Here is a 24,714-nt window from a genome sequence, read left to right on the forward strand (position 1 = left end):
CCGAAATTATAGATAATTTCTGTTTTCGATCTATTATCGAATCCACATTTCTGGAGCGATAGCAAGCCTGGGCTTGGGAAAAGATCGTTCAACCCACGATCGCGAAAGCTTCGCGCGTGGCGCCGGAGGCTGTCTTGACCGGCTTGCGGCCAATCCATTGGACATGCCGTCCCAATGTTGCCGCGGCCGATTCGGTGTTTCCCTGCCGCAAGGCGGTGAGGATCGCCCGGTGGTCCTGGTCGGTGCGCGTCTCCCACTCCGAGCGCCAAGCCGCGAACAGGAAGCGCGCGCTTGCCGCGTGCAGGTCGTCTATGGTGGCAAGCAGGCGGGGCATGCCGCAGGGCGTCAGGATCAGCCGGTGAAAGGCGCGATTGGCCTCCTCCCACGACCTGACGTCATGGGATTTGTCGCCGGCTTTTGTCGCCTCCTCGGCCTGGTCGAGAATGGCCGAGGTCAGATGCGGCGCGGCTTGGCGCAGTGCCAGCACTTCGAGTGCGGCTCGCATCTCGGCGACCTCCTTGACCTCGCCCAGATCGAAGGCAGCTACACGCACGCCACGGCGCGGCTCACTCACGGCAAGGCCCTGCGCCTCGAGGCGGCGAAAGGCCTCGCGCACGGGAACGTGGCTGGTATTGAATTCCTCGGCGACATGATCCTGCCGCAACCTCGCCCCCGGCTCGATCGCGCCGGAGATGATGCGATCCGCCAAAACCTTGCCGATGCGGACGGCGATGGTGTCGTCAGTGCCCTTAGCCATGTTTTATAGATAATTTGCGGTGGTGCGGCTTGTCGAGACGGCAGGGCGAATTCACAGGCGTCTTTTCACTGACGGCCGCCGGTAGCAAGCCGTCAGGCGCTCAGTTCACGCGGCTGATGCAGAAGTCGATGACGTCGATCAGCGCCGATTTCTGCGGCGTCTCTTCCAGCGGCGCCAGCGCGTCGCGGGCGATCTCGCCGAAATGGCGAGCGCGCCCGATCGTGTCGGCAATGGCGCCGTGGCGGGTCATCAGGCCGATCGCCTTTTCCAGCCCGGCGTCGTCGGTGACATTGTCCTCGATGGCGCGCTTCCAAAAGGTGCGTTCGGCCTTGCTGCCGCGCCGGTAGGCGAGGATGACCGGCAAGGTCACCTTGCCCTCGCGGAAATCGTCGCCGACATTCTTGCCCAGATCCTTGCTGGTGCCGCCATAGTCCAGCGCATCATCGATCAGCTGGAAGGCAAGGCCGAGATTCATGCCGTAGGAACGCAGCGCCGCACGGTCGTTGCGGGTCGCCTGGGCGATGACCGGGCCAACCTCGGCGGCGGCCGAAAACAGCGCGGCGGTCTTGGCCTTGATGACGGCGAAATGCTCGTCCTCGGTGGTTTCGAGGTTCTTGGCGGCGGCCAGCTGCATGACCTCGCCCTCGGCGATAATCGAGGCTGCGCTGGACAGGATGTCGAGCGCTTCGAGCGAGCCGACATCGACCATCATGCGGAAGGCCTGGCCGAGCAGGAAGTCGCCGACCAGCACGCTGGCCTGGTTGCCCCAGATCATGCGGGCGGTCTTCTTGCCGCGCCGCATGCCGCTTTCATCGACCACGTCGTCATGCAGAAGCGTGGCCGTATGCATGAATTCGACCGAAGTGGCGAGCTTGACGTGGCCCTCGCCGGCATAGCCGAACATCTGCGCCGCAGCCAGCGTCAGCATTGGCCTGAGCCGCTTGCCGCCGGACGAGATCAGGTGATTGGCGACCTCGGGGATCATCTCGACGTCGGAGCCGGCCTTGGACAGGATCAGCTCGTTGACACGTCCCATATCGGCAGCAGTCAGATCGATGAGATCCTTGATGGAGGCGGGCTCCCGCTTCCCGTTTTCGATGTTGAGAACGACACCCACGACAATCACTCCCGTCTTGGTATAACGCGTGCGACGGCACCCTTAGTCCCGACAAGACTCTAGGGCCGCTGGCACGGCCACGGCAAGTGGCGAATTGGCGCGGCGGCGGCGACAGCGTGTCAACGCCGGGAAATGCGGGAATGCGGCCGCACGTTTACATGCACGCCGCAACCTGCGAGTTTCTTGCGATGATAGAGCTCATCCGCACCAACGACGCCGTCATCATCTCCTTTGTCGAATCGCTGATGCGCGATGCCGGGATCGGCTGCTTCGTCGCCGACCAGAACATGAGCGTGCTCGACGGCTCGCTTGGTATCCTGCCGCGACGCGTCATGGTGGATGCCGACCAGGCCGACGCCGCGCGCCGCATCCTGACCGATGCCGGCATCGCCAACGAGATCCGGGGGAAATAATGTCGGCCGCGCCAGCCGCCCTTGTCCCGGATACGCCGGCCCACACGGTCGACGCGTTCCACCGCGGCCGGTTCTGGCTCGTGCAGCCCAAGCATGGCGGCCATCGAGCCGGGATGGATGCAATGATGCTGGCCGCATCCGTACCGTCCTCGTTTGGCGGACGGCTCGCCGATTTCGGGGCCGGCGCCGGTGCTGCCGGTCTTGCGGTGCTGTCGCGCTGTCCGGGTGCCCAGGCTGTGCTGGTCGAACGCGCGCCTGAGATGGCGGCCTTCGCGGCAGCCACGCTTGCCCATCCGGGCAACGCGCACCTCAGCGATCGCGCTGCCGTGCTCGTCGCCGATGTCACCGTGTCGGGCCGCGCCCGGGCCGCCACCGGCCTTGCCGACAATGATTTCGACTTCGTCATCATGAACCCGCCTTTCAACGCCGCACGGGACCGCGCCACTCCCGAGCCGCTAAGAAAGGAAGCGCATGTCATGGAGGACGGACTGTTCGAAAGCTGGATCCGCAGTGCGGCGGCGGTTGTCAGGCCGCGCGGCGGGCTTGCCGTCATCGCCCGGCCCGAACAGCTCGGCGCCATTCTCGACGCGATTTCAGGCCGCTTCGGCGAAGCCGAGATGCTCGCCGTGCACCCTCGCCCGGACGCGGCCGCAATCCGCATTATCGTGCGGGCAGCACTTGGGGCACGAGGAAAGCTCGCCATCCGTCCGCCCCTGATGCTTCACGCGCGATCGGGCAACGGCCCCGACGAGCGCAGCGAAATGATCACCAACGGGCTCGCCTCGCTGTTCGGAGACTGAGCTGTTGGCGGCCTACACATTGCCGTTGGCCGGGAAATCCCTACATGCCTGCAACCATCGCCGGAGACCACGCCATCGTGAAACGTCTTTTCAACCGCCTGCTGCCGAAGTCCTGGCGCTCCTCCGTCGTCACCGTTCCGGTCATCCGACTGCACGGCACCATCATGGCCGGCGGAGGCCAGTTCCGGCCGAGCCTGTCGCTTGCTTCCACCGCCGGACTGATCGAAAAGGCGTTTTCCTTCGAGGCGCCGGCGGTCGCGATCTCGATCAATTCGCCGGGCGGCTCGCCGGTGCAGTCACGGCTGATCTTCAAGCGCATCCGCGACCTTGCGGTCGAGAAGAATAAAAAGGTCCTGGTCTTCGTCGAGGATGTCGCGGCGTCCGGCGGCTACATGATCGCGGTCGCCGGCGACGAGATCTTCGCCGATCCCTCCTCCATCGTCGGCTCGATCGGCGTGGTGTCGGCCTCGTTCGGTTTCCCGGAACTGATGAAGAAGATCGGCGTCGAGCGCCGTGTCCACACCGCCGGCCAGAACAAGGCGGTGCTCGATCCGTTCAAGCCCGAGAAGAAGGAAGACGTCGAGCGGCTCAAGGTGCTGCAGCTCGAAGTGCACGAGACCTTCATCGATCTGGTCAAGGAGCGCCGCGGTACGAAGCTGGCGGACGATCCGGACCTGTTCACCGGGCTGTTCTGGACCGGCAAGCGAGGCCTGGAGCTCGGCCTCGTCGATGCGCTGGGCGACATGCGCACGGTGCTGAAGACCCGCTTCGGGCCGAAGACCCAGCTCAGGCTGGTGGCGGCGCCGCGCGGTTTGTTCGGCCGCTTTGGCCTGTTCGGCTCGAGCAAGGGCTTTTCGGCACCCGATATCGCCGCAGTTGCCGCCAGCGGCGTCATCGATGCGGCGGAAGAGCGCGCATCGTGGGCGCGCTTCGGGCTTTGAAAAAGCCATGAAAGCGTCTAGCATGGTTGCCCGAAAGACCCGACCGGCCGGTCTTACCGGCCCAGCGTGGTAGGAGTTTGACATGCCGCAGCTCATTTTTTTCGCCGTCGTCGGCGTCGCCGCCTATTTCGGTTACCGCACCTTCGTGCGCGAGGCTGAACGCGTGACGGCCAAGGTGCGGCGCACCGAAAAACAGGCGGCCAACGGCGCGATGGGAACGCTGGTCAAGGATCCGCAGACCGGCGAATACCGGCTGGCCAAGGACTGACCCTCATTTCACTCGCAATCGAGACTGTGGAATCCGGTCAGCGTGCCCGGACATGGGCCGCACCCGCCAAGATAAACCTAGCTTTGCACGTCACCGGCAGGCGCGCCGACGGCTATCATCTCATCGAAAGCCTGGCTGTGTTCACGCGCTTTGGCGACAGGATCGAGATCGCGCCGGCCGACGCCGATGAGTTCAGCGTGTCCGGCCGCTATGCGGCGGACGTACCGCTCGATGGCGGCAATCTTGTGCTGAAGGGCCGCGACGCCCTGCGGCAGGCCGCCGGCGTTCGGAGCACGCCGCCGGTAAGCATCAGGCTCGAAAAGAACCTTCCGGTCGCATCCGGCGTGGGCGGAGGGTCGAGCGACGCGGCGGCCGTGCTGCGCGGGCTGACCGAGAGCTGGGGGCTGGAGCTCGACAGCGCCGAGCTGGCGCGGATCGGTCTTTCGCTTGGCGCCGATGTGCCGATGTGCCTGGCGGCAAAGCCGCTGGTCGCGCGCGGCATCGGTGAGGAACTGTCGATGGTGCCGGATTTTTCAGCACTGGGTCTCGTGCTGGTCAACCCGGGCGTGCCGGTCTCGACGACGGAAATCTTCGCCGCACTCTCCCGTCGCGATAATGAGCCGCTGCCGCCGCTGCCGCGCAGCATCGATTTTCACAGCCTGCGCAACTGGCTGGAAATCACCTGCAACGATCTCGAGCGGCCAGCCCTTGCGATGCAGCCCGCCATAGGCAGGGCGCTTTCATGGCTTGATAAGGCCGGATCTGGCTTTTCACGAATGTCCGGGTCGGGCGCGACGTGCTTCGGCCTGTTCGAGACCGGCAATGTCGCCAAGCGCGCGGCGGCCGAGATCCGCAGCCGCCAGCCCGACTGGTTCGTCGCGGCAACGCGCAGCATGGCGTCGGAGGCTGGGCGAGATGGCCAGAATTGACGAGAGCCGTGCCTTCATTCCGGTGCGCATCGCGGTGCTGACTGTTTCCGACACACGCAGCCTGGCCGACGACAAATCTGGCCAGACACTGGCCGATCGCATTACCAAGGCCGGCCACATCCTGGCCGCCCGCGATATCGTCACCGACGACCGCGAAAAAATCCGCGACGCCGTTCTGGCGTGGTCGCGGGACAAGGCCGTCGACGTCGTGATCACCACTGGCGGTACCGGTTTTACCGGACGCGATGTGTCGCCCGAGGCGCTGGAGCCGATCTTCGAAAAGCGCATGGACGGCTTTTCGGAAGTGTTCCACCGCATTTCCTATGACAAGATCGGCACCTCGACGATCCAGAGCCGGGCGACCGGCGGTGTCGTCAACGCCACTTTCGTCTTCGTGCTGCCGGGCTCGCCCGGCGCCTGCAAGGACGCCTGGGACGGTATCCTCGAGCCACAGCTCGATTACCGGCACATGCCCTGTAACTTCGTCGAGATCATGCCGCGCCTGGACGAACATCTGCGGCGCGGCAAATCGGCGTCGTAAGCAACGCCACGCAGAGCCGTTGCAAAAATCACCCCCGAGAGCGGTGCTTCGGCTGCGCTGGCCAGATTTCGGCGTCGAGCCGCCTGGTCGCCAGCCCGCGCGCTAAGGCCTCGGCGGTGCCGTCATTCTTGGACAGCGACGCCGCCTGTCGCTTGCTGATCACTAGTCCGTCGGCGAGCGCGCGGTTTGCCGAAAAGACCCGGGCCAGGAACGGTGGACGGCTGCCCCGCGCCCGCGAGAACCGGGCCGCTATTGTCTGCCTGGCCGTATGGGCGACGACGGCGTCGATCCAGCCCTCCACCAGCCTCGCACCCGGTTCGAGAAACAGCAGCCAGTCACCCTTGGCCTGGCGGATGCCGGCGGCGATGCCCCCGCTCCCCACATAGTGGCAGCCGGCATGCTCGGCGACGCGATGCGTCTGGTCGCTGGAGCCCGTGTCGCAGACGACAACCTCGCGCACCACGCCCTCGACCGCGCCGCCAATCAGCGTCGCCAGCGTACGGGCGAGCCCCTCCTCGTCATTGTGCGTTTCAATCAGAACACTGAGCATGGTTAGCCGAATAGCGGAAAGCGTTGGTCGGCGCCAGTTTTTGCAGCGCACCATAGAAAGTTCTTGATTTGTTCTCATCGACAAAATAGGAATAGTTTCATGAGCAGAGCGATTCGACACAACATGGACAGTCCCTGGGAGCGGGCGAAGATGGAACCGATCATGCGCGCCGACATTGCAGCCTTCGGAGCAGGGCGAGCCGAAATGGCCAACGCGATGATCGAGCAGAGCGGCATGCGGGTCCGTCCGGACCGCAACCGCGGCCGGTCGGCAGGCATCAATCCGTCCGGCCGGTTCGAACCTGTCAGCCGGCATGTCTTCGACGACGGCTGGAGTTCGCTGGAGGAACTTCCTCCCTTTAAGACCGAGGTGCAGGTGGAAAAGCCGCGCACCATCATCACCCGCAACGAATCGCCCGACATCTCCTTCGACCGGTCGATCAATCCCTATCGCGGCTGCGAGCACGGTTGCGTCTATTGCTTCGCGCGGCCGACACACTCGTTCATGGGCCTGTCGCCGGGCCTGGACTTCGAATCCAAGCTGTTCGCCAAGCCCGACGCGGCACGCCTGCTCGACAAGGAATTGTCAAAGGATGGCTACCAGCCGCGCACCATCGCCATCGGCACCAACACCGATCCCTACCAGCCGATCGAGAAGCAGTACCGGATCATGCGCGAAATCCTCGAAGTGCTGGAGGCGCGCGGCCACCCGGTCGGCATCGTCACCAAGTCAGCCCTGGTCGTGCGCGACATCGACATTCTGTCGCGCATGGCGGAGCGGGGCTTGGCCAAGGTGGCGCTGTCGGTGACGACGCTTGACCGCATGCTGGCCAGGACGATGGAACCTCGGGCATCGACGCCGACCAAGCGGCTGGAGGCGATCAGGCAGCTTTCGGATGCCGGTATCCCCGCTTCGGTGATGGTGGCGCCGATCATTCCGGGCCTGACCGACCAGGAGATGGAACGCATCCTCGACTCGGCGCACCATGCCGGGGCGCGCGAAGCCGGCTATGTGGTGCTGCGCCTGCCGCTGGAGGTCAGCCCGATCTTCAAGGATTGGCTGCTGCGCCACTATCCCGACCGCTACCGCCACGTCATGTCGCTGGTCCGTTCGATGCGCGACGGCAAGGACTACGATTCGGAATGGGGCAAGCGCATGAAGGGCGCCGGGCCCTATGCCTGGCAGATCGGCCGGCGCTTCGAAATCACCGCCAAGCGGCTCGGCCTCAATGCCGAGCGGCGTACACTGCGGACCGACCAGTTCGTCGCTGCCGGCAAGGACCAGGAGCAGTTGATGCTGCTCTGAACCGAAAATCGCCTCGGCTGTTCATTGCCGCCGTGGCAAAGAAATCCCGTCCGGCCTGCCCCGGCCTGCAGACGGTGCCCTCCCGGTCCGGCGCCCCACCCGACCCGGAGGGACTTGCGGAGAATCGGAGCCGATGCGAACCTCGCCGCAACATGGCTCGCGCGCGTTCTGATTCTCCGCCTCTCTTCGAAATCGTCGAGAAACCCGATTTCTCCTTCGAGACGAAGGCGATGGCCGATGGTTTGTGGCCGGTCGCGGGGATGGACGAAGCCGGTCGCGGCCCGCTCGCGGGTCCCGTGGTCGCGGCGGCAGTGGTGCTCGACCCCGCCAATATTCCCGAGGGTCTCGACGATTCCAAGCGGCTTAGCCACCTGCAGCGCGAAGCGCTGTTCCTGCACATCATCGGCTCCGCTCTCGGCGTATCGATGGCGTCGATCAGCGCCGAGGGCATCGATGGCACCAACATCCTCAAGGCGAGCCTCGAAGCGATGCGCCGCGCACTGGTCGGGCTGCCGGTGCAGGCTAAGCTCGCGCTCGCGGATGGGCGCGACGTGCCGCCGGGATTGCCCTGCGAGGGGCGCGCGCTGATCAAGGGCGACCAGCGCTCCCAATCGATCGCCGCAGCCTCGATCGTCGCCAAGGTCATGCGCGACCGCATGATGCGCGGCTGCGGCAACCATCACGACCGCTACGGCTTCGAAGTCCATATGGGCTACGCCACGGTCCGGCACCGCACGGCGATCGAGGCGCATGGGCCAGTGGCTCGGCTGCATCGCACCTCGTTTGCGCCGTTCCGGCTGGGCGGGACTGAAGTGGTTGAGGAAGAGAGCTTGGCCGGGCTGGAGTAAGGCGACGGCAGTGGCAATTCCATCTTCCCCACGAGGGCGGAGATTGGCCGCTTGACGCGCCGCTTTCTCCCAAAAAAGAAGCCGCCAGGTTGCCCGGGGCGGCTTCATGGCAGCGACTGAAGAACGTTCAGTTCAGCTTGGCCTTCACATCCTGCAGCGCGGACCTGAACAGGTCGGCTCCGGCCTTGGCGTCAACTTTGGCGGCGAGCAATGCGCGTGCCGCCTCGACGGCTATGTCGACGGCGCTGGCGCGCACTTCGGCAACCGCGTCACGCTCGGCTTGTCCGATCTTCTGCTCGGCAAGCGCGGTGCGCCTGGCGACGTAGTCCTCGGTCTTCTTGTGGGCGTCGGCGGCCAGCAGTTCGGCCTCGCGCTTGGCGGCCGCTACAATGTCGGCGGCCTCCTGCTCGGCTTCCTTGCGCTTCTTCTTGTATTGGCCGAGCAGTTGTTGGGCTTCGTCGCGCAGCTTGCGGGCCTCGTCGAGCTCACTGCTGATCCTGGCGGCGCGGGCGTCGAGCGCCTTGGCGATCATGCCGGGCACCTTGATGTAGATGGCGATGGCCAGGAAGATGGTCAGGGCAATCGTGGCCCAGAGCGTTGCGAGAGATGTAGCGTCCATGATGCGCTCCTCACCGGGCCACGGATTTGACCGCGGCCGCGATCTCGGCCTTGCTGGCCTTGCCGCCAACGAGTGCCTCGACGATCGCCGAAGCGGTATCCTCGGCGATGCTGCCGACTTCCTTCATGGCATTGGCCTTGATGGAAGAAATGCGTGCCTCGGCCTCGCCAAGCTTCTCATCGAGCGCGGCCTCGATCTTCTTGCGCGCGGTGTCGGCTTCCGCCTTCGCCGCATCGCTGGCCTGCTGGCCGATCGAGTTCGCGTTCTTCTTGGCTTCCGCCAGTTCCTGTTCGTAAGCGGCAACGGCGGCGTCGGCCTCGCCCTTCAACTTGGCCGCCTGGTCGAGATCCTGGCTGATGCGGTCGTTGCGGACATCGATGATGCCGCCGACGCGCGGCATCACGACCCGCTTCAGGAACAGGTAGAACAGCCCGAACGTGATCGCCAGCCACAGAAGCTGCGACGGAAACGTCTCCGGATTGAATGGCGGAAACGTGCCGTGCGCTTCGGCAGGCACGCTGGTGCCGGAATGCGTGTCTCCTCCGGTCGCAGCGTGGCTGGTGTCGGCTGATGGCGCGGACTCTTGCGCGAAGGCAGATGTCACGAACATGGACTATCCCCAGATATCAGGCCCGCCGCTTGCGCGGCCGGCCTGTCCAATCTTCTCAGTACTCAGCCGAACAGGGCCAGCAGCGCAATGAGAAGCGAGAAGATGCCCAGAGCTTCGGTCACGGCGAAGCCGAAAATCAGGCGGCCGAACTGGCCGTCGGCGGCCGACGGATTGCGCAGCGCGCCCGAGAGGTAGCTGCCGAAGATGTTGCCCAGGCCAATGCCCGCGCCACCCATGCCCAGGCAAGCGATGCCGGCGCCGATGTACTTTGCTGCTTCTGCGTCCATTTGTTCAACTCCTTTGGATCTGAAAATTCCGTTGCTATTCCATCCGGCGTCGTGCCGGAAACCTGATTAGTGCGAGGGATGGAGGGCGTCGTTGAGATACATGCAGGTCAGCACCGCAAAGACATAGGCCTGCAACAGCGCCACCAGCAATTCGAGCGCCGTCAACGCCACCGCCATGGCCAGCGGCAGGATCGATCCCGCAATGCCGAGCGCACCCAGCGCACTGAGGCTGACCACAAATCCCGAAAAAACCTTCAGCGTGATGTGGCCGGCGAGCATGTTTGCGAACAGACGAACCGAGAGGCTGACCGGGCGCGACACGAAGGAAATCACCTCGATCGGAACGACAAGCACCATCATCAGGAGGGGCACGCCCTTCGGCACGAACAGCTTCAGGAAGCCAAGGCCATGCTTCATGAATCCATAGACGATCACGGTGCCAATCACCATGATGGCCAAACCGAAGGTGACGATGATGTGGCTGGTGATGGTGAAGAAATACGGGAACAGGCCGAGCAGATTGGCGACCAGCACGAACATGAACAGCGAGAACACGAAGGGGAAGAATTTCATGCCCTGCGTGCCGGCGGCATCGCGCAGCATGTTGCCGACGAATTCATAGGCCATTTCGGAGACCGACTGCAGCCGGCCGGGAACCAGGCTGCGGCTCGACGTCGTCAGGTACAGGAAGGCCGCGGCAATGACCACGGTCGCGACCATGAACAGCGCGGAATTGGTGAAGGACAGATCATAGCCGCCGATCTCGATCGGAACCAGCTTGATGATATGGAACTGGTGGATCGGATCGACCTTGTCAGCTGCCACGTTCAAACCCCGTCAATGCCGCGCACGGCTAAATTACCATTGCCGCGCCAGGGCGGCTATTTGCTGTCGTCTCGGTCAGGACGCGACTTATCGCCCTGTCCGAATTCCGCCACAACGCCAGCTGAACGCATGACATTGAGCACGCCGGCGCCAAAACCAAGCAGCAGGAAAATGATCAGACCCCACGGCGATGTCCCCGCCATACGGTCGATGATCCAGCCGATGCCGGCGCCTACCACCACCCCGGCGATAAACTCGCTGGATAGCTTGATCGCCTGACCGTATCCGGTCACTGGTTTCGCGTCGTCTTTCCCCTCGAGCCGGTTCGGCAGCCTTGTCGCAAGCGATGCTCCAAGTTCACGCCGACGTCGCTCAAGATCGTCGTCGCGGATTTCGGGGTCATGCTGCTTGCCGCGGCCGGTTTCTCCGGTTCCGTCTGGCCTGTTTTTCTCGGCCATCGCAACCCCCCTGCCCGGGCAGACCGTCACCGTCCGTCCGCTTCTAAAGTCGCCGGCAACATAGTTAGAGGGTTTGCGCCCGTCAAGCCACGGAGGGAAGTTCCGCGCTGTGTATTTTAGCTAGTAAAATCAATCGGTTAGAAAGGTGCGACATCGTGCCCTTTGCGATCGGCGGGATGCGCCGCGCGAATCCCCCCGACAATGTCTCTCCGATCGACCGTGCGACCGTGCGAAAAGACGGGCGGGCGGCGGACCGTTCAGCTCCAGCCACCACCATAGGTCCGGTAGAAGATATGCAGGCCGATCTTGGTCATCTTCTGCATCGTGCGGGCCCAGCCGGGATGGACGTAATTGGCATAGTAGTGGGTCGACGATCCCACTTCCGGAATGAAGATCTTGCCAGCGGTGACGGCCATGCCGACATCCTGAGCGGTCTTGTAGGCGACCGGATTGTCGATGCGCTTCTTCCTGCCGTCGCAGGCGAAGGAGAACTGGCAGCGGTTGAACCAGCTGTCGTTCTGGTAGACGACGCCGCAGATCGAATTGGGATAGGCGGGATTGCGGACCCGGTTGAGGATCACCTGGGCAACGGCGGCCTGACCGCGCACTGCTTCGCCGCGGGCCTCGAAATAGATGCCGTTGGCCAGGCACTTCTGCTCCGGCTTGGAGAAGACGCTGGCCGGAAGCGGATTCTGGATCCACGAATGGTCGCCCTTGGCCATCGGCGGAATGAAGCGGCCGCTGTTGGGCTCTTCATCCTGAAGCAGGGCTTCAAAGGGCGAGGCCTTGGCATAGTCCGGCGCGGATTGCGCATAGGCGGTCGCCAGCACATCGGGATGGTCGTTGTTGACCAGGGCCGCAAGCATGGCCGGCACGCCGGGATCCGGCTTCTTGTCCTCACGCGCATGGAATGCCGCGGCGATCTGGATTTCCTTGCCTTTGATCCGCGGCTTGGCGAAGGCCATTTTCAGGTCGCCGTCCATGCTCGGCCGCATCAGCGAGGAGGTCCGCTGGAAGATCGAGCCGGCATTGAAGTTCTTCGGTGGCGCCACGGGAGAGACCTGGACGATGCGGCCCTTCTTGTCGGCGCGCACGACGCGATCCTCGTCGGGCGACCCGCTGACCTTGCCGCCCTTGCCGCGAAACGAGACGGCGCCGACACCGGGAAGGCGAACACCGGAACCCGAGATCGAGCTGGCGATGTCGGAATCGACGAACGGCATCTCGGCGGCGTGGACCGAACCGGCGACGGATTTCTCGACATAGGAATTCCAGCGCGTGGTCGGCGATTCAAGGCCGGAAACGAGGCTGGTCATGTCTTGGTAGGCAGCGACGGTCGGAAAGCCGATCCAGATACCGAGACCAATGATGAACGGAGACACAAGGCTGCGTTTCTCACCGGCGGCGGCCATCAGCCGCTTCAAGACACGTCGATGCACGGAACTCTCTCCAGGAACGCAACTGACCCCACTGGAGAGCAAAATGATGCATTAACCTTGATGGGACGTTAACGAGGTCGGTCAGGTTTTCTCGGTCGGCTAGAGGTCGTGGGTTCGAAGTCGGGCGGTTTTGCGGCGGAAGGCTCAGGTCCGCCGCAGGAAGATCGGCCAGGCGACCAGGGCGCAGGCGGCTGCCGACAGCCACACGCCGGGCCATGACCAGAGGTGCAGCAGCCCTGGAATGGCCACCGGAACCAGGAAGAAGCCGACGAAGACAAAGCTGTTGGCAAGGCTGAGTGCGGTTCCGACATGGCCTGCACCGGCAAGCGTGGCAAGCTCGGTATAGGCAACGCCGTGCCAGGCGGAGACCGAGATGCCGGCAACGACAAGCACCAGGGGCAGGACAGCGATCAGGAAGGATTGGCTGGCAGGCATCGTGGCAGCGGCCAGAACCAGCAGCCAGAGCACCACGAAGGCCAGTGCGCTCAGCGCACTGCACAAGCGAAGAAATTGACGGCGGTTGCCGTGGCGGTCGGTAAAGCGGCCGCTCCAGACGCGCATGACCATGGCGCCGAGCTGTACAACGGCGAGGCTGGCGCTGATCGCCATCGTGCCAAGCCCGGCGAAGTCGTGCAGGAACACCGACGCGAAAGTGAGGACCGCCACCTGCGGAAAGCAGAGCAGGCCGATGGCGGTCGAGATGCGCCAGACCTCGATGTTGCGCAACGGTGCCGGTCCGGCCACATCAGATGAGACGGCGTCGCCCGCCATCGGCGGTTCGTGCAGCCAACGCCAGGCGAACAGGGCGGAGAGAGCGGATGCCGCCGCCAGAAGCCCGAACACCGCGGCGAAACCGAAAGCCAGGGCAAGCGAAGGCAGGACGAGCGCGCCAAGGCCGCCACCAAGCGGCACCGCCGTCTGCCGGATGCTCATGGCAAAACCACGCTCATTCTGCCGGAACCAGGCCATGATTGCGCGGCCGCTCGAGCCATTGACACTGCCGCCGAGCAATCCCGTGACGAGCAGGCTTGCCGCCAGCAACGTGACATCGGGAATGCTTGAGCTTGTCGGCACGACGAGCATCGCCATCGCAAGCAGCCAGGCCGCCGTTGCACCGAGGCCGATCAGAAGCACGCGGCGATCCCCCCAGCGGTCGGTGAGCAGGCCCCATGGCAACTCACTGAGCGCAACCCCCAGGCCAAGAAGGCCGAGCGCCAGGCCAAGCTCGGCATTGCTCAAGTGATAGCCTTGGCGAAGCACGACCGCCGTTGCCGGTATGCCGGAGAAAGTGGCCGAGAAACCGGCATTCGCGGCAACCCCGATGCCCAGGACCTTCCAGCGGTGGTTGGGGCCGAAGGTCCGGCCGGCTGCGGTCGTGGCGATGCCTCGCCCGGATAGCTGGCAATCGTTGCGAATGACGGTGGCAGACATGATTACATTCCCGTGACGCCGGCCGAGCGGCCTTGACGGGAGGTATATAGCGCCATAGCTTCATCCATAAAATCAGGAAGATTTTGACCAATAATCCTGAAAATAGGGATGATCTTATGCGCCGCGTCACCTTCGATCTCGACGTGCTGAGGACTTTCGTCACCGGCATGGAACTGGGAAGTTTTGCCAGGGCAGCTGAGCGGCTTGGCCGCTCGACCTCCGCCGTCAGCGCGCAGCTGAAGAAACTGGAAGAGCAGGCCGATACGCCGATCTTCCGCAAAGCGGGGCGCGGCCTGTCACTGACCGAAGCCGGCGAGACGATGCTCGGCTATGCGCGGCGCCTGATCGAGCTCAATGACGAGGCCGCCCTGGCAATCCGCGACATCGAACTGGAGGGCTGGGTGCGGCTCGGCCTGCAGGAGGATTTCGGCGAGGCCGTGTTGCCGGAAGTGCTCGGTCGCTTCGCTCGCGCCCACCCTAAGGTTCGGATCGAAGCACGGATTGGACGTAGCCACGAATTGGCCGAGCGTGTCCTCTCCGGCAACCTCGACATTGCGCTCGCCTGGCATGATGGTACGACGCTGCCGTATAGCCGGCATGTCGCCGACGTGCAGGCGCGCTGGATCGGCCCGTCGAAACCGATGGAGGCGGGCCCCCACGATGGCGAGGCGCTGCAGCTGGTCGTGTTCGAGGCGCCTTGCCTGCTGCGCACCGTGGCGACCGAGACGCTGGATCGTGCCGGGCGGCCCTGGCGGATGGCGTTCTCCAGCCCCAGCCTTGGCGGCATATGGGCTGCGGTGGCGGCGGGCCTCGGGCTGACGATCCGCACCGATATCGGCCTGCCCGCGAATGTCCGGGCGCTCGCGCCCGGAATGCTAGGACTGCCGCCGCTGCCGAAGATGGCGCTGCATCTGCATCAGAAGGACGCCGAGCTCGATCCGGTCGCGGCGCGGCTGGCCGGCATCCTGCTGCAATCGGCGTTCGAAGCGTTGCCCGAGGGCGCCGAAATGAAAGAGAACCTGCTGAAAGTCGCTTAGCCGCAGCTGTCGGCGGAGGGGGTCGCCGCCCCTATCGTCAACGCTTCTTCGCGCGGCCGGCGAACGGATTGTCCGAAGTGCGCAGCGCGATGCGGATCGGCACGCCCGGCATGTCGAAGGCTTCGCGCAGGCTGTTGGAGAGATAACGGACATAGCTTTGCGGCATCGCGTCCGGCCGTGAACACTGGACCACGAAGCCCGGCGGCCGGGTCTTGGCCTGGGTGACGTATTTGACCTTCAGCCGGCGTCCGGCGACGGCGGGCGGCGGGTGATGCGTCAGGATGGCTTCAAGCCAGCGGTTGAGCTTGCCGGTCGAAACACGGCTGTTCCAGACCTTGTGCGTTCTCAACACCGCATCCATCAGCTTGTCCAGGCCGCGTCCGGTCTCGGCCGAGACCGGCACGGCCTGGATGCCGCGCGCCTGCGGCAACAGCCGCTCGGTCTTCTCGCGCAGTTCGGCCAACAGTTCCTGCGGGTTGTCGATCAGGTCCCATTTGTTGAAGGCAATCACCGGTGCCCGGCCCTCGCGGATGATCAGATCGGCGATCTGCAGGTCCTGCTTCTCGAAGGGAATGGTGGCGTCGAGTACGATGATGACGATCTCGGCGAAACGGATGGCGCGCAGGCCATCCTGCACCGACATCACTTCCAGCTTTTCGTGGATCCTGGCCTTGCGGCGCATGCCGGCGGTGTCGAACAGTTTTATGCGGCGTCCGCGCCAGTCCCAGTCGACCGAAATGGAATCGCGGGTGATGCCGGCTTCCGGTCCGGTCAGCAGCCGCTCCTCGCCGATCAGCGCGTTGATCAGCGTCGATTTGCCGGCGTTCGGCCGGCCGACGACGGCGATGCGCATCGGCTTGGTGTCGTCATAGGATGGCTCGGCGTCCGGATCGGCGATGTCCTCGCCGATCAGCACCTCGCTGGCGGCGGCGTCTTCGTCTGTATCCTCGTCTTCACCGAAGGCGCGCGCCTCGCCGAGGGCTTCGATCACGGCGTCGCGCAGGTCGGGCATGCCCTGGCCGTGCTCGGCAGAAACCGGGATCGGTTCGCCAAGGCCAAGTTCCCAGGCCTCCAGCATGCCGCCCTGGGCGCCCTTCGCCTCGGCCTTGTTGGCGACCAGCACGACCGGCTTGCCGGATTTTCGCACGATCTCGGCAAAGGTCCTGTCATCCGGCAGCAGGCCGGACTTGGCGTCGATGGTGAAAAAGATCAGATCCGCCTCGCGGATGGCGATTTCGGTCTGCGCGCGCATGCGGCCCGGCAAGGTCGAAGCGCCGGCGTCCTCGAAGCCCGCGGTATCGATGACATCGAAATGCAGATCGTAAAGCTTGGCGGCGTGGACGCGGCGGTCGCGGGTGACGCCCGGCGTGTCGTCGACGAGCGCCAGCTTTCTTCCCACCAGCCGATTGAAAAGCGTCGATTTGCCGACGTTAGGTCTGCCGATGATGGCGACTTTGAATGTCATCCGACCCTACATCTTCCATGCATGTCGTGGTCCCAAACCGCTGCGCGCCTTGGGCAAGGGGTCACGATGCACTGCCCGACCCGCGGATCAACTCGGACATCAAGGTCGCCCGCTCGCGCGTGTTGCGCGGGGCGCCGTCATCCGAGGCGATCTGATCGAACAGCTTCAGCGCGTCCTGGGTCTTGCCTTCCTTCCAGGCGGCAAGGCCAAGCGCCTCGCGCGCGCTGTGGCGCAGCGTGTTGGTGTCCGACGTCAGCGCCTCGACGCGGCTCGAAACGTCGGCGAAGGAGCCATGATCGACGAGCAGGAACGCCGCCCTCAGCCGCGCCATGTCGCGCAGGCCCTGGGGAATGGCGGTGTCGGCGGCGACATCGTCGAAGTCCTTGACGGCGGCAGCGACGTCGCCCTTGTTGGCCTTGACGGTCGCGGCGCGCATGCGGGCGAGCAGCGGATAGGCGCCGTAGCCATCCTTTTCCAGCTGATCGAGCGCGGCCAGCGCGTCATCGTTCTTACCGTCATTGGCGAGCTTCAGCGCCTGCGAGAAGGCATCGCCGGAGCGATTGGCGCGCGTCTCGTCCCAATAGCGATAGCCGACGAAGGCCGCGGTGCCGAGCACCACAAGCACCGCAATGACAAGCAAGGCCGGGCCAAAACGGTCCCACAGCTTCTGCGCCTGCTCGCGGCGCATCTCATCATTGACTTCGCGAATAAAACTGTCGTCGGACATCAATCAAACCATTCCTGCCCCGGGCCGGGGCGGTTCATGAGCCCGCGTTTTAGCGAAATTTTGTCGGCATGGAAGGGGTTCGGCCGGAAAATCGGCTATTCCCGGGGCAAACAAATGTTTGTCCCCGGCAAACAACTGTTTGTCCCCCGGGCAAACCAATGTTTGTCCCCGGGGGCAAACCCACGAAAACCCAATCGCACCGGCGCCACATTTGCGCGATAGCCGGCTTGCCGACCACCCGGAGCCCGTGAATTTGCCGATGCCTTGTTTGTCCCGCGTTGTTTTGTTCTCGCTTGCCTCACTCGCCACCGCCGGCGTGGCCCTGGCCGATCCGCCCGCGCCACCAGCACCGGCAAGGCCGAAGCAGATCGTGATCATCTCCTTCGACAGCGCGCGCGACATCTCGCAGTGGAAGCGCAGCCGGGCGCTGGCCCAGCGCACCGGCGCGCATTTCACCTATTTCCTGTCCTGCGTCTTCCTGCTGTCGCCCGAGACACGCGGCCAATACACCGCGCCTGGCAAGACGGCGGGCAAATCCAACATCGGCTTTGCCGCCTCCAGGCAGGACGTGGCCGAGCGGCTGGAACAGATCGGCCTCGCCGCCCATGAGGGTCACGACATTGCCAGCCACGCTTGCGGTCATTTCGACGGCAAGGACTGGAGCAAGGCAGACTGGCTGAAAGAGTTCGCCTCTTTCGAGCACATTTTTGAGAACGCCTATGCGATCAACGGCATTGCGCCCGAACCCGAGGGCTGGCGGGAATTCGCGCGGCATGCGGTGGCGGGTTTCCGGGCGCCGTATCTGTCGACTGGCAAAGCGCTTTACGAGGCACTCCCGACAGCCGGTTATCGGTTCGACGCCAGCGGCGTTTCAATGGGTCCTGCCCTGCCGCCGACCGTTGGCGGCGTCACCCGCTTTTCCCTGCCGCAGATTCCCGAAGGGCCGAAATCACGGCCGGTGATCGCCATGGACTACAATCTGTACGTCCGCCATTCCGGCGGCTTCGAGCGGCCGAGCAACGCCGGCGAGTTCGCGGACCGGACCTATCAGGCGTTTCGCGCCGCCTTCGACGCGCAATATCGGGGCAAGCGCCTTCCGCTGGAACTCGGCTTCCACTTCACGCTGATGAATGACGGCGCCTACTGGAATGCGCTGGAGCGTTTTGCCGGCGAAGTCTGCGTCAAATCAGATGTCGAGTGCATCAGCTTTCGAGATTACATCTCGCGGCAGGATGGCGGCCAGAAGCAGGCGCCGGCTGGCGGCTGAGCCGCCAACCGGCGTTTCGTCAGAGCATCCCTAGGCCGGATCCCCGGCCCCCTGCCTTGCCAGATAGCGCTGGTCGATATCGGGCAACGGCTCGCCTTGCAGCGTCGCCTCGAAGGCGCGCAGGCGTTTGTGCACCGATTGCAGCTCGACGATGGTCGACCATGAGGTAAGCAGGAACTGCAGCGAACCCGTCACCTTGCCGAACGCGTTCGATATCTGATTCAGCGCGCCGAACGTTATCTTGTGCGCGACCAGCGACGGGCCCAGGATCAGCAGCGAGAAAATGTTGTCGGCCTGAAGGTAGGTGTACCGGACGACGTTGAAATAGATGTAGTGGAAATAGAGCCGGAAATAATTGTGCCGGACATTGGCGAACAGCTCGGCGGTGGTGGCGGGTTGCGCCCTGTCCGCATGATCCTCGCCATAGACCAGCTCCTTGCGGTAAGCGGCTTCGACGCGCTGGTTTCGGAACTGCAGGCCGGGAAGCTTCATGCCGGCAATCATCACCGAGATCGTGCCGAACAGACACCAGGCAAGTGCCGCGACCACCAATGGCTGCGGGATCGCGCCGATGATCGGCAGTTCGCTGATGTGGGCCTGCAACTGGATCATCACCGGCAGGAAGGCGATCAGGGTCATGATCGACTGGACAAAGCTGGAACCGAGATCCTCCATGATCTGCGAGAACCGCATCGTATCTTCCTGGATGCGCTGCGAAGCGCCCTCGATATGGCGCAGCCTGCTCCAGTTCTCGATAAAGTAGTTGTTCATGGCTGTGCGCCAGCGGAAGATCCAATGGCTGACGATAAAGGCGTTGACCACCTGCACGTTCATGCCGACCAGGGCCAGCCATGAGAAGTCGGCCAATCCGGTGTAGAACTCGGCGTTCGTCGACTTTCCGGTCCCCGACATCAGCCCCTGTACATAGTCGAAGAACGGGCCGTACCACGCGTTGACGGCGACGCTGACCTGCACGTTGAAATAGATGAAGAACAGGATGACCGCCGTCATCAGGATCGACCAGCGCTGCCATGGGTGCGGCGAATACCAACTCCAGAACGCGTAGAAGATGGCCACGCAAAGCGTGAAGTAGATATAAAACCAGAGGAATGGCTTCGATACGAGAATGGCGATGCCGATGATGGGTGGCGCTCCGGGAGCAGCAGGCGGCATGCCGAAAACCGCCCCCAATTGCTCCCCGCCGAAAAACCAGAACAGGATCGCCGCAAGGCTCCAGATGGCGGCCGAAGAGAAGAACAGCTTCGGCTGCGGGAAGAAGGATACGAACACTGTGGCGAATTCCTCGATCGATGCGCAAATCAGCAGGTTTGAGCCGGCATAAGGTCACACATTAGGGGGAAAGAAAATGCCTGCCCGATGCCGGTGCAGAGCAAGACCACAAATCATGGCGATTTTGGCGCAGCCGACCATGTGACGGCGCCGGAGACGACCAGGACGGCCGCGGCGACGATCGAGGCGAGGAAGAAATCGCCCGATGCCTGCGCCAAAAGTCCGGCGGCGATCGGGCCGATGATCTGGCCAAGACCGAAGGAGGCGGTCATCAGGGCAAAGATGCGCCGGGGCGACGCTGGGGCCTGCTGCCTGGCGGCCTGCAGGCCAAGTGCCGTGATGGCAATGAACGTGCCGCCGAGCAGCACGCCACCAAGCAGCGGCCCCATGCGCCCGCCGGTGGCGACGCTCGCGGTAACGCCGACAACTTCGACGAAGCATCCCAAGGCATAGGCGGCATAAAGCCCGATCCGCGCCGCTATCTTCTGCCACAGCCAGACCGAAGGGAAACCGGCAAGGCCGGCAACCATCCACACCATGGCCTCGAAGACGCGGCTGCCGCCGCCTTGGCGCACGATGGCCACGAGGAAGGTCGCCGTCACCACATAGCCAAAACCGAACAGGCCATAGGCGACGATCACCTTCATCAGCGACCGATCTTTCGGCAGCGCCGGTTCACGGCCGACCTCGCCATTGATGAGCGGACCCTGGTTCACCAGCAGCGCCACGGCGACGAAGCCGCCAGCCGAAATCGCCCCCGACCACAGCCAGCCCTGCGCCCAGCCGGCATGCTCGGTGACCAGCACCGTCATCATCGCCGCCGATATCGCTATGCCGAGGCCGACGCCGCCGAAATGCCAGGCCTGCAGGTCGCCGCGCCCGGCGGCCGCGATATGGCTGAAAACGATGCTGGCCATGAACACCATGACGAAAGCGCTCGCCAGACCGGCCAGAAAACGAATGGCGACGAAGGCGGCCATAGCGTCGGTCAGCCCCATCGAGGCGGCCAGCACGGCGCTGGCACCGAGGGCGCCCAGCATCAGCAAACGCTCGCGTCCATGTGCCCAGCTGCCCGCCGCCGCCAACGCGCCAACGAGATAGCCTAGATAATTCGCCGAGGCGATCCAGCCGGCATTGGCCGGCGACAGATGCAGTTCCTCCATCATGCCAGGCAGGATCGGCGTGTAGACGAAGCGGCCGATGCCCATGGCGACGGCCATGGCGATCATGCCGGCGAAGGCGTAACGCAGCGCTGTCGATTGGGGCGAAGTCATTGCAGTGCACAATAGATGTGCGAGCGGGTGAAACAATCCGCCTCGTGTTGGGCCAGTGCCCTGATCGCGATCGCGCGCTCAGCAGCGATCGCCGAAACCGGCGCTCGGTGAAACGGCCTCATACGCGGTCCGGCGCGCCGTCAACCGGAACGGCACATCACCGAGTTCGCGCTCCGACATTACACCCAGCGCGGGATGGGCAAGCGGATCGGTCAGCCAACTCAGCGTATCGAAGTCGCAGTCCGTGTCATCCGGCGAAGTGGCCGCGACCAGGGCCTTCAGCAACATGCTCAGCATTTCCGGCTCCATGGGCCTGTTTCCACCCATAAGGTCTGCCGTTTCGATATCCGTTTCAATTGAGATTTCGGCCGGATCGGTTTAGAAAATCTCAAATGGCCATGCTCAACCGCGTTCATCTCAACGGCCTTCGCGCCGTGGAAACCGTCGCCCGTCTCGGCTCGCTCGCCGCCGCCGCCGGCGAACTCAATGTTTCCGTCAGCGCCGTCAGCCAGCAGATCAGCCGCACCGAAAAACAGCTCGGCCAGGCACTGTTCGAGCGCACGACCAGCGGCCTCGTCCTGACCGAATTCGGCGCCGTCTTCGCGGCCCGCCTTGGCACTGGATTTCGCGAGCTTGCCCAGGCCGTGGCACTGGCCGACGAAGCCAGCCAGTGCACATTGGTCGTTTCGGCGGCACCGGCCTTTGCCTCCAAATGGCTGCTGCCACGGCTGTCGCGGCACTTCGACCGGCATCCCAACGTGCTGCTGCGTATCGACGCTTCAGTGCGGCTGGCCAATCTCGATCACTCGGACGTCGACATTGCCATCCGGCTTGGCGACGGCAAATGGCCGGGTGGAAAGGCGGAGCTGCTTTTGGCGCAGGAAGTCTTCCCGGTCTGCGCGCCCGGGATTGCCAGAAAACTAACGTCGATCTGCGACCTCGCCCAGACCTGCGCCATCACCGACGAGCGGGCGATGATCAACTGGGAGAGCTGGTTCGCGGCCGCCGGCGTTCAACCCGTTACCTTCCAGAAAGGCGCGAGCTTCACCGACCCGATGCTGTGCCTGGAATCGGCGATCGCCGGCCATGGCGTGATGCTCGGCTGGCAATTGCTGACGGCCGATGCGCTGGCCGACGGGCGCCTGGTGGCGCCGTTCGGAATTCGCGCCCAGAGCGGCCTCGGCTACTGGCTGGTGACCTCCGCCACCAAGGCCGAGAGCCGCAAGGTCCGGGACTTCATGATCTGGATCAAGGAAGAGATCGCGGCGACGATGGCGCGGTTCGGATCGTCGGTCGCGGAGCCCAGCGGCACGATCACGGTGGAAAGCACCGCGGCACCGGTCTATGTTCAATCAAACATCCCAAGACGACAGGCAGGATCATGACCACACATTCGCGCGGCGTTTCCGCAACGATCGACCCGGTGAAGCTCGACAGGCTGGCGGAAGTCGCCATCAAGGTGGGGCTGCAATTGCAGCCCGGACAGGACCTGGTGCTGACATCGTCGATCGCGGCCCTGCCGCTGACCAGGCGCATCGTCGAACACGCCTACAAGGCCGGTGCCGGGCTGGTGACGCCGATCTTCAACGATGACGAGATGACGCTGGCGCGCTACCGCTTCGGCGCCGATGCTGGCTTCGACCATGCCGCCGGCTGGCTCTACGAAGGCATGGCTAAGGCCTTCTCCAACAACGCAGCCCGGCTTGCCGTGCGCGGCGAGGATCCGTCGCTCCTGTCGGCGCAGGATCCGGCGAAGGTGGCGCGCGCCAACAAGGCCAATTCGATGGCCTACCAGCCGGCGCTGGAGAAGATCACCGGCTTCGACATCAACTGGAACATCGTCGCCTATCCGGATCTGGCCTGGGCCAGGCAGGTTTTCCCCGGCGATGCCGACGACGTGGCGGTCGCGAAGCTCGCCGACGCCATCTTCGCCGCCTCGCGGGTGGATGTGGAAGACCCGATCGGCAACTGGACGGCGCACAATGCGGCGCTGCGCGGCCGCACCGAATGGCTCAACGGCCATGATTTCCATGCCCTGCATTTCGCTGGACCGGGCACCGACCTGACGGTCGGGCTGGCGGATGGCCATGAGTGGATGGGCGGCGCCTCGACCGCCAAGAACGGCATCACCTGCAATCCCAACATCCCGACCGAGGAAGTTTTCACAACTCCGCATGCGCGGCGCGTCGAGGGCCATGTCTCCTCGACCAAGCCGCTGTCCTACCAAGGCACGCTGATCGACGACATCTCGGTGCGCTTCGAGGGCGGCAGGATCGTCGAGGCCAAGGCGTCGAAAGGTGAGGACGTGCTGAAGAAGGTGCTCGAAACCGACGAGGGCGCGCGTCGTCTGGGCGAAGTGGCGCTGGTGCCGCATTCCTCGCCGATCTCGGCCAGCGGCCTGTTGTTCTTCAACACGCTGTTCGACGAAAACGCCGCCTGCCACATCGCGCTCGGCCAATGCTATTCGAAATGCTTCGTCGACGGCGCCTCGCTCAGCCAGGACGAAATCGCGGCGCGCGGCGGCAACAAGAGCTTCATCCATATCGACTGGATGATCGGGTCGGACAAGATCGACATTGACGGCGTCGCCAAGGATGGCAGCCGCGTGCCGGTGATGCGCAAAGGCGAGTGGGCCTGAGGGGTTCGGCGTAGGGAGGTCGAATGGCTTTCGACCTGATGGTCAAGCGGATTTACGAGCCGCCCGCTGCCGATGACGGGCAGCGGGTGTTGGTTGATCGCATCTGGCCGCGCGGCGTCAGCAGGGAGCATGCCGCGCTGGCACTGTGGCTGAAGGAGATCGCGCCGAGCGACGACCTGCGGAAGTGGTTCGGGCACGAGCCGGCACGTTGGGCGGAATTTCGGAAGCGGTACGGGGCTGAGCTCGACGGGAATGGTGAGGCGGTTGCGCAGCTGCGCGGCTTGCTTGGCGAGGGCAAGGTAACGCTGCTCTACGGCGCGCATGATGAGGCGCACAATAATGCGGTGGCGCTGGCGGAGTATTTGAGCGCGGGTTGAGGCGCTCGGACCTTCGCAAGCAGGCGGGACAGCGCCCCCCCTCTGTCCTGCCGGACATCTCCCCCACGAGGGTGGAGATCGGACGTCGCGACGCTTCCGCCTACTTCCCCACCGTCTGCTCATAAACCTCCGGCTTGAAGCCAACCACCACCCGATCGCCGATCTCCAAGACCGGCCGCTTGATCATCGTCGGCTTGGCCAGCATGAGCGCTTTCGCCTTCTTCTCGTCGAGGCCTTGCTTGTCCGCCTCCGGCAATTCGCGAAACGTCGTGCTGCCCTTGTTGAGCAGCTTTTCCCAACCGACCTTGCCGGCCCAGCCATTCAGCTTGCCAGCCTCGATCCCTTCGGCCCGATAGTCGTGGAAACGATAGGGAAGGTCATGGCTCTCCAGCCAGACGCGCGCCTTCTTGATCGTGTCGCAATTGGTGATGCCGTACATGGTGATCGTCAAAGTGCTCTTCCCTTGGGCTGACAGTCGAATCCGTTTCGCAGCCTAAAACC

Annotated in this window: 29 protein-coding genes; 13 read left to right on the forward strand and 16 right to left on the reverse strand. The window is 64.1% G+C overall.

All coding sequences use genetic code 11. The features are described from left to right. Positions 1-88 precede the first annotated feature (88 nt). Complete coding sequence (locus FJ950_RS14880; RefSeq protein ID WP_140617323.1) at positions 89-757, reverse strand: GntR family transcriptional regulator; 669 nt, start codon at positions 755-757, stop codon at positions 89-91. Between the two features lie 100 nt (positions 758-857). Beyond that, positions 858-1,874, reverse strand: a complete 1,017-nt coding sequence (locus FJ950_RS14885) for a polyprenyl synthetase family protein (RefSeq protein WP_015318844.1) — start codon at positions 1,872-1,874, stop codon at positions 858-860. A 188-nt stretch (positions 1,875-2,062) separates the two neighbouring features. Between FJ950_RS14885 and FJ950_RS14890 the strand changes: the two genes are divergently transcribed. The 6 genes from FJ950_RS14890 (at position 2,063) to moaB (ending at position 5,766) form a co-directional block, all read left to right on the forward strand. Further along, complete coding sequence (locus tag FJ950_RS14890) at positions 2,063-2,287, forward strand: DUF2007 domain-containing protein (protein ID WP_015318845.1); 225 nt, start codon at positions 2,063-2,065, stop codon at positions 2,285-2,287. Next, positions 2,287-3,087: a methyltransferase gene (locus FJ950_RS14895; RefSeq protein WP_015318846.1), complete on the forward strand. Its 801-nt coding sequence runs from the start codon at positions 2,287-2,289 to the stop codon at positions 3,085-3,087. Before FJ950_RS14890 ends, FJ950_RS14895 begins: the two co-directional genes overlap by 1 nt. Positions 3,088-3,164: 77 nt before the next feature. After that, complete coding sequence (locus FJ950_RS14900) at positions 3,165-4,028, forward strand: S49 family peptidase (protein ID WP_140617598.1); 864 nt, start codon at positions 3,165-3,167, stop codon at positions 4,026-4,028. A gap of 82 nt (positions 4,029-4,110) precedes the next feature. Continuing rightward, positions 4,111-4,296: a membrane protein gene (locus FJ950_RS14905; RefSeq protein ID WP_015318848.1), complete on the forward strand. Its 186-nt coding sequence runs from the start codon at positions 4,111-4,113 to the stop codon at positions 4,294-4,296. Positions 4,297-4,322: 26 nt separating this feature from the next. Next, complete coding sequence (locus FJ950_RS14910; protein WP_140617324.1) at positions 4,323-5,225, forward strand: 4-(cytidine 5'-diphospho)-2-C-methyl-D-erythritol kinase; 903 nt, start codon at positions 4,323-4,325, stop codon at positions 5,223-5,225. Beyond that, a complete protein-coding gene (moaB, locus tag FJ950_RS14915) occupies positions 5,212-5,766 on the forward strand; it encodes a molybdenum cofactor biosynthesis protein B (RefSeq protein ID WP_140617325.1) in 555 nt (184 codons plus the stop codon). The genes FJ950_RS14910 and moaB overlap by 14 nt, the downstream gene beginning before the upstream one ends. A 28-nt stretch (positions 5,767-5,794) precedes the next feature. On the opposite strand, the gene FJ950_RS14920 is transcribed toward moaB, so the two are convergent. Further along, positions 5,795-6,316, reverse strand: a complete 522-nt coding sequence (locus FJ950_RS14920) for a glycosyltransferase (RefSeq protein WP_140617326.1) — start codon at positions 6,314-6,316, stop codon at positions 5,795-5,797. Positions 6,317-6,466: 150 nt separating this feature from the next. On the opposite strand from FJ950_RS14920, the gene FJ950_RS14925 reads away from it, so the two are divergent. Both FJ950_RS14925 and FJ950_RS14930 read left to right on the forward strand, forming a co-directional pair. Then, a complete protein-coding gene (locus tag FJ950_RS14925) occupies positions 6,467-7,621 on the forward strand; it encodes a PA0069 family radical SAM protein (protein ID WP_041163509.1) in 1,155 nt (384 codons plus the stop codon). A gap of 152 nt (positions 7,622-7,773) precedes the next feature. Next, a complete protein-coding gene (locus FJ950_RS14930) occupies positions 7,774-8,469 on the forward strand; it encodes a ribonuclease HII (RefSeq protein WP_140617327.1) in 696 nt (231 codons plus the stop codon). Between the two features lie 127 nt (positions 8,470-8,596). Here FJ950_RS14930 and FJ950_RS14935 read toward each other — a convergent pair whose 3' ends face one another. From FJ950_RS14935 to FJ950_RS14965, 7 genes are all read right to left on the reverse strand, one after another. Continuing rightward, the gene (locus FJ950_RS14935; RefSeq protein WP_140617328.1) at positions 8,597-9,088 is read right to left on the reverse strand and encodes a F0F1 ATP synthase subunit B; all 492 of its coding nucleotides are present in this window, start codon (positions 9,086-9,088) and stop codon (positions 8,597-8,599) included. A gap of 10 nt (positions 9,089-9,098) precedes the next feature. Then, on the reverse strand, positions 9,099-9,698 hold the full coding sequence (locus tag FJ950_RS14940) for a F0F1 ATP synthase subunit B (RefSeq protein ID WP_140617329.1): 600 nt from the start codon (positions 9,696-9,698) through the stop codon (positions 9,099-9,101). 62 nt (positions 9,699-9,760) lie between these two features. Continuing rightward, positions 9,761-9,985 (reverse strand): F0F1 ATP synthase subunit C, encoded by a 225-nt coding sequence (locus tag FJ950_RS14945; protein WP_013896722.1) that lies wholly within the window; start codon positions 9,983-9,985, stop codon positions 9,761-9,763. Between the two features lie 66 nt (positions 9,986-10,051). Further along, positions 10,052-10,810: a F0F1 ATP synthase subunit A gene (locus tag FJ950_RS14950; RefSeq protein WP_140617330.1), complete on the reverse strand. Its 759-nt coding sequence runs from the start codon at positions 10,808-10,810 to the stop codon at positions 10,052-10,054. Between the two features lie 56 nt (positions 10,811-10,866). Further along, positions 10,867-11,268: an AtpZ/AtpI family protein gene (locus tag FJ950_RS14955; protein ID WP_140617331.1), complete on the reverse strand. Its 402-nt coding sequence runs from the start codon at positions 11,266-11,268 to the stop codon at positions 10,867-10,869. A 257-nt stretch (positions 11,269-11,525) separates the two neighbouring features. Then, entirely contained in the window at positions 11,526-12,707 is a 1,182-nt protein-coding gene (locus tag FJ950_RS14960) for a cell wall hydrolase (RefSeq protein ID WP_140617332.1), read from the reverse strand. 144 nt (positions 12,708-12,851) lie between these two features. After that, positions 12,852-14,138, reverse strand: coding sequence for an MFS transporter (locus FJ950_RS14965; RefSeq protein WP_140617333.1), 1,287 nt, complete (start codon positions 14,136-14,138; stop codon positions 12,852-12,854). Positions 14,139-14,254: 116 nt separating this feature from the next. Here FJ950_RS14965 and FJ950_RS14970 point away from each other — a divergent pair, with 116 nt between their 5' ends. Continuing rightward, complete coding sequence (locus tag FJ950_RS14970; RefSeq protein ID WP_140617334.1) at positions 14,255-15,175, forward strand: LysR substrate-binding domain-containing protein; 921 nt, start codon at positions 14,255-14,257, stop codon at positions 15,173-15,175. Between the two features lie 37 nt (positions 15,176-15,212). Here FJ950_RS14970 and der read toward each other — a convergent pair whose 3' ends face one another. Both der and FJ950_RS14980 read right to left on the reverse strand, forming a co-directional pair. Further along, complete coding sequence (der, locus tag FJ950_RS14975) at positions 15,213-16,640, reverse strand: ribosome biogenesis GTPase Der (protein ID WP_140617335.1); 1,428 nt, start codon at positions 16,638-16,640, stop codon at positions 15,213-15,215. A gap of 61 nt (positions 16,641-16,701) precedes the next feature. Then, positions 16,702-17,367 carry a tetratricopeptide repeat protein gene (locus tag FJ950_RS14980; protein WP_140617336.1) on the reverse strand — a complete coding sequence of 222 codons (666 nt, stop codon included), beginning with the start codon at positions 17,365-17,367 and terminating at the stop codon, positions 16,702-16,704. A gap of 259 nt (positions 17,368-17,626) precedes the next feature. Here FJ950_RS14980 and FJ950_RS14985 point away from each other — a divergent pair, with 259 nt between their 5' ends. Then, positions 17,627-18,634, forward strand: coding sequence for a polysaccharide deacetylase (locus FJ950_RS14985; RefSeq protein ID WP_140617337.1), 1,008 nt, complete (start codon positions 17,627-17,629; stop codon positions 18,632-18,634). A gap of 30 nt (positions 18,635-18,664) precedes the next feature. Here the strand turns inward: FJ950_RS14985 and sbmA are convergent, their stop codons facing one another. The 3 genes from sbmA to FJ950_RS15000 all read right to left on the reverse strand — a co-directional run bounded on the left by sbmA (position 18,665) and on the right by FJ950_RS15000 (position 21,495). Next, a complete protein-coding gene (gene sbmA / locus FJ950_RS14990; RefSeq protein WP_015318863.1) occupies positions 18,665-19,924 on the reverse strand; it encodes a peptide antibiotic transporter SbmA in 1,260 nt (419 codons plus the stop codon). 113 nt (positions 19,925-20,037) lie between these two features. Further along, positions 20,038-21,198, reverse strand: coding sequence for a YbfB/YjiJ family MFS transporter (locus FJ950_RS14995; protein WP_140617338.1), 1,161 nt, complete (start codon positions 21,196-21,198; stop codon positions 20,038-20,040). A gap of 78 nt (positions 21,199-21,276) precedes the next feature. Then, positions 21,277-21,495, reverse strand: coding sequence for a hypothetical protein (locus tag FJ950_RS15000; RefSeq protein ID WP_140617339.1), 219 nt, complete (start codon positions 21,493-21,495; stop codon positions 21,277-21,279). Between the two features lie 95 nt (positions 21,496-21,590). Here FJ950_RS15000 and FJ950_RS15005 point away from each other — a divergent pair, with 95 nt between their 5' ends. Genes FJ950_RS15005 through FJ950_RS15015 form a run of 3 tightly spaced genes read left to right on the forward strand, consistent with a single transcriptional unit; the run spans position 21,591 to position 24,213 of the window. After that, positions 21,591-22,583, forward strand: coding sequence for a LysR substrate-binding domain-containing protein (locus FJ950_RS15005; RefSeq protein ID WP_140617340.1), 993 nt, complete (start codon positions 21,591-21,593; stop codon positions 22,581-22,583). Continuing rightward, positions 22,580-23,836: an aminopeptidase gene (locus FJ950_RS15010; RefSeq protein WP_140617341.1), complete on the forward strand. Its 1,257-nt coding sequence runs from the start codon at positions 22,580-22,582 to the stop codon at positions 23,834-23,836. Before FJ950_RS15005 ends, FJ950_RS15010 begins: the two co-directional genes overlap by 4 nt. Before the next feature lie 23 nt (positions 23,837-23,859). Further along, positions 23,860-24,213 (forward strand): DUF488 domain-containing protein, encoded by a 354-nt coding sequence (locus FJ950_RS15015; protein ID WP_015318868.1) that lies wholly within the window; start codon positions 23,860-23,862, stop codon positions 24,211-24,213. A gap of 100 nt (positions 24,214-24,313) precedes the next feature. Here FJ950_RS15015 and FJ950_RS15020 read toward each other — a convergent pair whose 3' ends face one another. After that, positions 24,314-24,664, reverse strand: coding sequence for an ArsC family reductase (locus FJ950_RS15020; protein WP_140617342.1), 351 nt, complete (start codon positions 24,662-24,664; stop codon positions 24,314-24,316). Positions 24,665-24,714: the final 50 nt, after the last annotated feature.

This window comes from Mesorhizobium sp. B2-3-14 (genome assembly GCF_006442175.1).
GTDB lineage: Bacteria > Pseudomonadota > Alphaproteobacteria > Rhizobiales > Rhizobiaceae > Mesorhizobium > Mesorhizobium australicum.